Annotated in this window: 4 protein-coding genes; 2 read left to right on the top strand and 2 right to left on the bottom strand. The window is 65.2% G+C overall.

The window, feature by feature from the left end; translation table 11 throughout:
* The coding region (locus tag LLH00_06820) for a glycosyl hydrolase-related protein (protein ID MCE5270982.1) at positions 1-576 on the top strand (576 nt) is incomplete at its 5' end.
* A 183-nt stretch (positions 577-759) separates the two neighbouring features.
* On the opposite strand, the gene LLH00_06815 is transcribed toward LLH00_06820, so the two are convergent.
* Together LLH00_06815 and LLH00_06810 are read right to left on the bottom strand one after the other, a co-directional pair.
* Positions 760-2,733, bottom strand: a complete 1,974-nt coding sequence (locus LLH00_06815) for a glycoside hydrolase family 127 protein (protein ID MCE5270981.1) — start codon at positions 2,731-2,733, stop codon at positions 760-762.
* Between the two features lie 58 nt (positions 2,734-2,791).
* The gene (locus LLH00_06810) at positions 2,792-4,195 is read right to left on the bottom strand and encodes a hypothetical protein (protein ID MCE5270980.1); all 1,404 of its coding nucleotides are present in this window, start codon (positions 4,193-4,195) and stop codon (positions 2,792-2,794) included.
* Between the two features lie 338 nt (positions 4,196-4,533).
* Here LLH00_06810 and LLH00_06805 point away from each other — a divergent pair, with 338 nt between their 5' ends.
* Positions 4,534-6,042 (top strand): T9SS type A sorting domain-containing protein, encoded by a 1,509-nt coding sequence (locus tag LLH00_06805; protein MCE5270979.1) that lies wholly within the window; start codon positions 4,534-4,536, stop codon positions 6,040-6,042.
* Positions 6,043-6,104: the final 62 nt, after the last annotated feature.

Below are 6,104 nucleotides of genomic sequence, written 5' to 3'. Positions count from 1 at the left end.
GAGTTCGGCTGGTCCGTGCTGCGCGCCGTGGACCATGTCAATGCCGGGATAGATCTCAAGTACTGGAACGCCCAGGAGGGCCAGTGCCTGCGGCGGATCAGCCGCCGCCTGGAATGGACCACCGGCGCACCGGAAGCGGTGCGCGCGGCCTGTCTCGAACGGCGGCTTGTCCTGCAGGTGGCCCCGCCCGTGCTGAGCGTGACCCCCTCGGCCAAACGGCGCTACGTGGACAGCCGCTACAGCACTCTGCCTCTGACTGCCGGGCAGCCGCAGATTGAGATCGAGGGCCGGGACATCCACCTCTCCTGCTGGAAGAAAGCCGAATCAGGTGAGGGTTGGGTGGTGCGCCTCTACAGCCTGTCGGAAAGCCAGACCCCCGGCCGTCTGAAAACCCGCTTTCCAGTGAGCGCCGCCTTTGCCGCCGATCTGGACGAGAAGCCGCAGGAGAAGCTTCCCGGCTCGGCCGTGGAGGGGTTCGCATTCGAGATGGGGCCCAAGCAGATACGCACCGTGCTGCTCATGCCCGACAACGCGCGCATCGAGGCCGGCCTGGCCGCCAAGCGCACGGGCGGCTGAGCCGGAAAACGCAAGCGGGCGGCAGACTCAGCGAGCCTGCCGCCCGCTTTTCTTATGCTGATTCAATCGGGATGGATTCATCGGAGCTTTCGCCGGGGTCAAACAGCCAAATCCTGAGTAGGGGCGGGTTTCAAACCCGCCCCTACATTTTAACACCCTCCAGCTCTTCTGTTGGGTCATTCATTACTGCAGCAGCGGGAACTCCCCGATCCTGAGGTCGGTCGAGCCGTAGGGGATAAGCTCCAGGTCCTCCAGCGGCGCCTCCGAGCTGACCGGGCTTTGCGGCAGCTCGCCGGCGGCGCTGTGCTCCAGGCCCCAGCCGCTCAGGCGCCGTCCCTTGACATGCACAACCAGCGGCGCGCCCTCGGGCGAGAACGGCATCCGGCCGACCGGCCTGCTCTCCATGCTCATCGAGCCGGACGGGTCGAGAGTGTCCACCTGCAGGGCGTAGTTCCAGGCGCTCTCCGGGTAGACCGCCCAGTCGGCGTGCGGCAGCTCGCCCGCGACTTTCTCCCAGCGTTCATCGATCTTGAGCGCCAGGACCAGCGGGCCCTTGAGCAGGGAAATGCTGTCATGGTAGCGCCGCTGGATGCGCAGCGGCATGGGCAGGCGCAGGCTGAGCGTGTGCGTGCCGGACCAGTTGCGCTCCACACGGCAGAATGTCCGGGGGTTGGGCGCCGGGAGCGCCTCGCCGTCCAGACTGAGCGTGGGCCCCGCGGCCCAGGCCGGGATACGCAGCAGGATCGGGAACGCGGTCTTGTCCTGGGCCTCCACCGTGAAAGTCAGCTCCTCCCCGAACGGGTAGTCCGTTTCCAGTCTGATCCGCACCGGAGCGCCGTTCAGCTCGGTGTTCATCTCGCAGGGGGCGTAGGCCACCGCGGCCAGGCCGCCCCCGGCGGTTTTCATCCAGAGGTGGGTGGCCAGCTTGGGCCAGCCCTGGCTGAGGTTGGCCGTGCAGCAACCGTAATTCGGCTCCAGGCCGTAGAGGTTGGAGCGCGGGCCGTTGTCCACGTAAAGGTTGTCCTCCGAGACCTGGCAGACCGCCTGGTTCACCTGCTGGTCGTACTGGTGGGCCCACATGTCGGGCTTGAACGTGGCCGGCAGGGCGTTGAACGCGATCAGCTCCAGACGGTCCCCGAAAGCCGGGTCGCCCAGGACCCGGATGATGTTCTCCAGTGAGTACATGTACTCGACCACAGTGCAAAGCTCCGTGCCCTGGGAGGGGTTTTTGCCGGCCAGGTGCTCATCGCAGGTGAACATGCCGGTCACCTGGCCGTGGTAGCGGTCCAGCGCGGCGATCATCTGCGCCGGGGCCAGGCTGTCCGCCGCCAGACGCGACTGGCGGAACCAGACCGCCGGGGTCTTGAGCGCCATGGCGTTATTCACTCCATGTGAACTCATGACCGTGTTCTTACGCTGCATTTTCTGCGGGAACGGGAAATTCTCGAACTCGCCGCGCCAGTCGTAGCCCTGGTCGTGGACTTTCTGCGCCAGGGCCAGCAGGGTGCTGTCGCCGGTGCGGTCGTACAGCCAGTGCAGGCTGAGCACCAGGTCGGCCCAGCGGTACTGGCCCCACTCGAACAGGGGCTGACTGTCCAGCAGGGTGTCGAGCTTGGTGAAGAATTTCTGCATGGCCGGGACTGCGCGCTCATCCCCGCTGGCCTCGCAGTACTGGGTAAGGGCCTTGAGGAACACGTACACCGGCCAGGGGTCGTAGGACTTGTACTTCTCCCGGTTCGGGTCCTGGACCGGCCCCAGCCAGCCGTCCGCCTGCTGGTGGCTGAGGATGTAATCCATCCAGAGCGCGGCTTTCTCTTTCAGGCGGGCATCCTCCAGCAGCCAGGCCAGCGGCACGACACCATCCAGCCAGTACGGCCCGCGTTCCCAGCCCTCGGATTCGCCGCCGATCCAGCCGCTGCGCGCCACGTCCGGCCAGACCTCGTCCAGATGCCCGCTCAGTCCATCCGCCTGGATGCGCAACTGCTGCTCCAGCCAGCCTCTCGGATGTATACTGCCCAGAGGCAGAGGGGTGAACGCACCGGGCAGAATGCCGGTCAACTCGGGCCCGGAGGCCGGCGCATTCTGCCGCGCGCAGCCGGCAGGCAGCCACAGGACGAACAGGACCAGCGGGAGCAGATACATATTCCGGCCACGCATAGAACCTCCGACCCTTGATTACCGTTTAACCGGCCCAGAAGCTGTAAGAATCGCATTTTTATTCGGTGACAAGTCTCAGCCATGCCACGCCCCAAGGCGGAAGGCTGAGGCTGAGCGGCCTGTCGTTCAGCTCGGCGGCCGCGCCTGTACTCAGGGTGTCCAGGCAGTTCCGCGGGGCGTTCAGCCGCAGCAGGCAGAACTGTCCCTGCGGCGGGTTGCTGAGCTTGAGGTCGATTTTCTGTTCCGCCCCTGCCTGCGGGAACGGGAAATTCCAGAGCAGGATATCGGTCTGACCGTCTTTCTGCGCGGCCACAGCGTTGATCCCCGCGGCAAGGCCCTCCACGGGAAGGCGCTCACCGCTCATGTCCCTGAGCATTTCGAACACGTAGTAGGAGGGCCGCCGGCGGCCCTCCTTGTCGAACAGCCCGCTGTTCTGTATCTCCACGTTCCACCAGTCGGCCATGAACTTGTAGCCCTGCGGGGTCATCCAGTCGAAATCCTCGGGCACGACCCGGTGGTCCCGGATGTGGTAGTAGCAGGAGCGGGTGAGGCCCTCGCTGAAAAAGCCGAGCGTGGTCTGCAGGATGAAAGCGGTCTGGAAGCCGGGATGCAGCTCGTTTCCGATCAGCTGGATGTTCCACTCGTCGATGACCGTCTCCGTGGCGGCGAGCGCCGGGTATTTGGCCAGACGGCCCTTGACGTCCCGGATGCTGCGCAGAAGGTCGTTGGGTTCGTTGCTGTAGAGGTGCCAGGAGAAGAAATCCAGCGGGGCCTCGCCCCGTCCGCACAAGGCCATCAGGCTGTCGCCGATGGCGCTGCGGTGGCCGGCCAGGGCCGGCCCGCCCACTTTGGCCTCCGGGTCGGCGCGGCGGACCGCCGCCGCGCTATGCGCGTAGTAGACCTCGTAATCCTCTGGCTTGAACAGGTATGGGCAGCCGCCCGCTTCGCTCTGGTCCACCTCGTTGCCCACCTCCCAGTAGCGGATGCCGTAGCCTTTCTCCTGGTTGCAGTGCCGGACCAGAGCCTCGATCAGGGCCTCCCAGGCGGCGTAATCGGTGGGGTGCACGATTTCCGGGTCGACCTTCGGGTAGAGCGTCCCGGGCTTGAAGCAGAGGCTGAGGAGCGGCTCGGCCCCGGTGGCCCGGATGTTCTCGATACTGCGGTCCAGGGTCTCCCAGTGGTACTGCCCGGGCGCGGGGTTCAGGTGGAAATACTCCTGCACGAACAGACGGATCATTTTCGGCCGCAGGGCGGTCACCTCGGCCAGGTGCGCATCGAACATCGGCTCGTGCGACAGGCCGCCCTGACCGAGCGAGTAGGGGGTCAGGTCGATCCGCCCGGCGGGCTGGGCGCAGTCCACGCTCAACTGGAGCGCGGAAGCGGCCTGTGCGCTGAGGAGCGGGACAGTTGCGCCGAGAAGGATCACGGCTGCGGCGGAGGCGATCAGTCTGACGGTTCTCATGCGGCATCCTGTGGCTGGGGGTGGGCTGAGCCGTGCGTGGGCGCGGGTACAGGAAGAGCGTCAATCCGTATCGGCCGCGAGCGTGGGACGGAACCTCCCCGCTCCGGCCGGGATTGAGTATAAAGCATGCCCATGTCCGGCGGCAAGAAAGATGTTGAAATTGGTTGCCAGTTCGGCGAATGGTTGTAACTTGTGAGGTATAGTAAAAGTTTTATACAAGTTTGACAATGAATGCTCAGGCGATTCGGGACAACAGCCGAAAGTCGATGCCAGAGCAAGAGTGGATGCAGCCTGCCACCCACCCCATCGAATGTTCACATCGGAATCAGGAGCGTAGCATGTCTCAGCGGATTTCGTTGTCATCGTCGCTCGCACTCTGTCTGCTCATGGGTTTGGGAGTTCCGCTGCAAGCCCAGATCACCGGCAACGGTTACGCCCTGATGATGCGCGAGGTGTTCAGTTTCAGTTGCCTGAACTGCCACGACAGCGCCAAGCCGATCAACTCGCGTAACGGCGCCCCGGCCGGAGTCAATTTCGACACCTACACCCTGGCTTATGTCAGCGCCACCCGGGCCAACACGCGGGTCCAGGCCGGAACCATGCCGCCCCTCACGGGTGGGCTGGATGCGGCGCGCAAAGCCGTTTTCCAGACCTGGGTCGATGCCGGAGTGCCGCTGGGCGAGATAGTTGTTTTCCCGCAGCTTCAGGCCGAGGTGCTGGAGCACTCCTGCATGGGCTGCCACAGCGTGAGCAAGTCCGGCTCCGACCGCAACGGCGCTCCGGCCGACGCGAATTTCGACACCTACGAGCTGTTTCTCGGCCTGGCGGTGCGGGCCAACAGCGCGGTCCAGGAGGGCGGCATGCCCCCGGGCTTCTCCGGCATCACCCTCAGCGCCGAGCAGAAAGCCATGTTCCAGGACTGGGTGAACCTCGACCTTCCCTCGGGACGGAGGATACTGTTCCCGGCGCTCAATGATTCGGTCTATAAATCCAAGTGCAACTCCTGCCATGACAGCAAAAAAAGTGGCGTCGACCGCCGCGGCGCGCCCACGAGCATCAATTTCGACACCTATGCTTCGGCCAAGGCCTCTTTTGCCGTGGGGAACAACCTGATCCAGGCCGGCACGCATCCCTCCTCGTCCGTGGGGATAACCGCCGCGCAGAAAAAGCTGTCCTTCGACTGGATCTACTCCGGGACGCCGGATACCGACACCCGTCCGGCCTGCGACGTGGACGGTGACGGGACGGCGGGAGTGCGCGACCTCGTGCGGCTGCTGCTGCGCGTACGCGACAACTCTTTCGACCCGGCCTTTGATTTCAACGGCGACGGCAGCCTGAGTCTGGGAGACGCCCTGACGCTGCTGGTCCTGGAACGCAAGGGCGGCTGCCGCGAATCAGGCCCCGCGCTGGCCGGAGTTCCGGAGGCCCGTGTCGCCGGCCTGAGCGCCGAGCAGCTTGCCTGGCTCGAATCTGTCAGGGACCGGCTCGGCCTGAGCGCCGAGGAAGCGGTGGACTACAGCCTGGCCCTCTACGGCGCCGCGCCCGCCGGAGCGCTGCCCCGTGCTTTCAGCCTGTCGCAGAACAGCCCCAACCCGTTCAACCCGGCCACCACGATCTCGTACACCGTGCCGGAGGGACAGGCGTCCGTGCGGGTGAGGATTGACATTTTCGACAGCGCCGGGCATCTTGTACGCACGCTGGTGGACACCGAACGCGCGCCCGGCACGCACAGCGTGTTCTGGGACGGCCTCGGCCGGGAGGGAAGACCGGCGGCCAGTGGAGTGTATTTCTACCGTCTGAGCGCCGGGGAAATCAACCTGACGCGCAAGATGGTGCTGCTGAAATAGGGCCGGGAACCCGATTCCGTTCCCAGCGCGCTGCGGTGCGCTTGAGCGGGCCGAACACGGCC

It is taken from the genome of bacterium, assembly GCA_021372515.1.
Classification (GTDB): Bacteria; Gemmatimonadota; Glassbacteria; order GWA2-58-10; family GWA2-58-10; genus JAJFUG01.
Note: the sequence above shows the minus strand (reverse complement) of the source record. Positions and strands in the feature narration are given on the sequence as shown.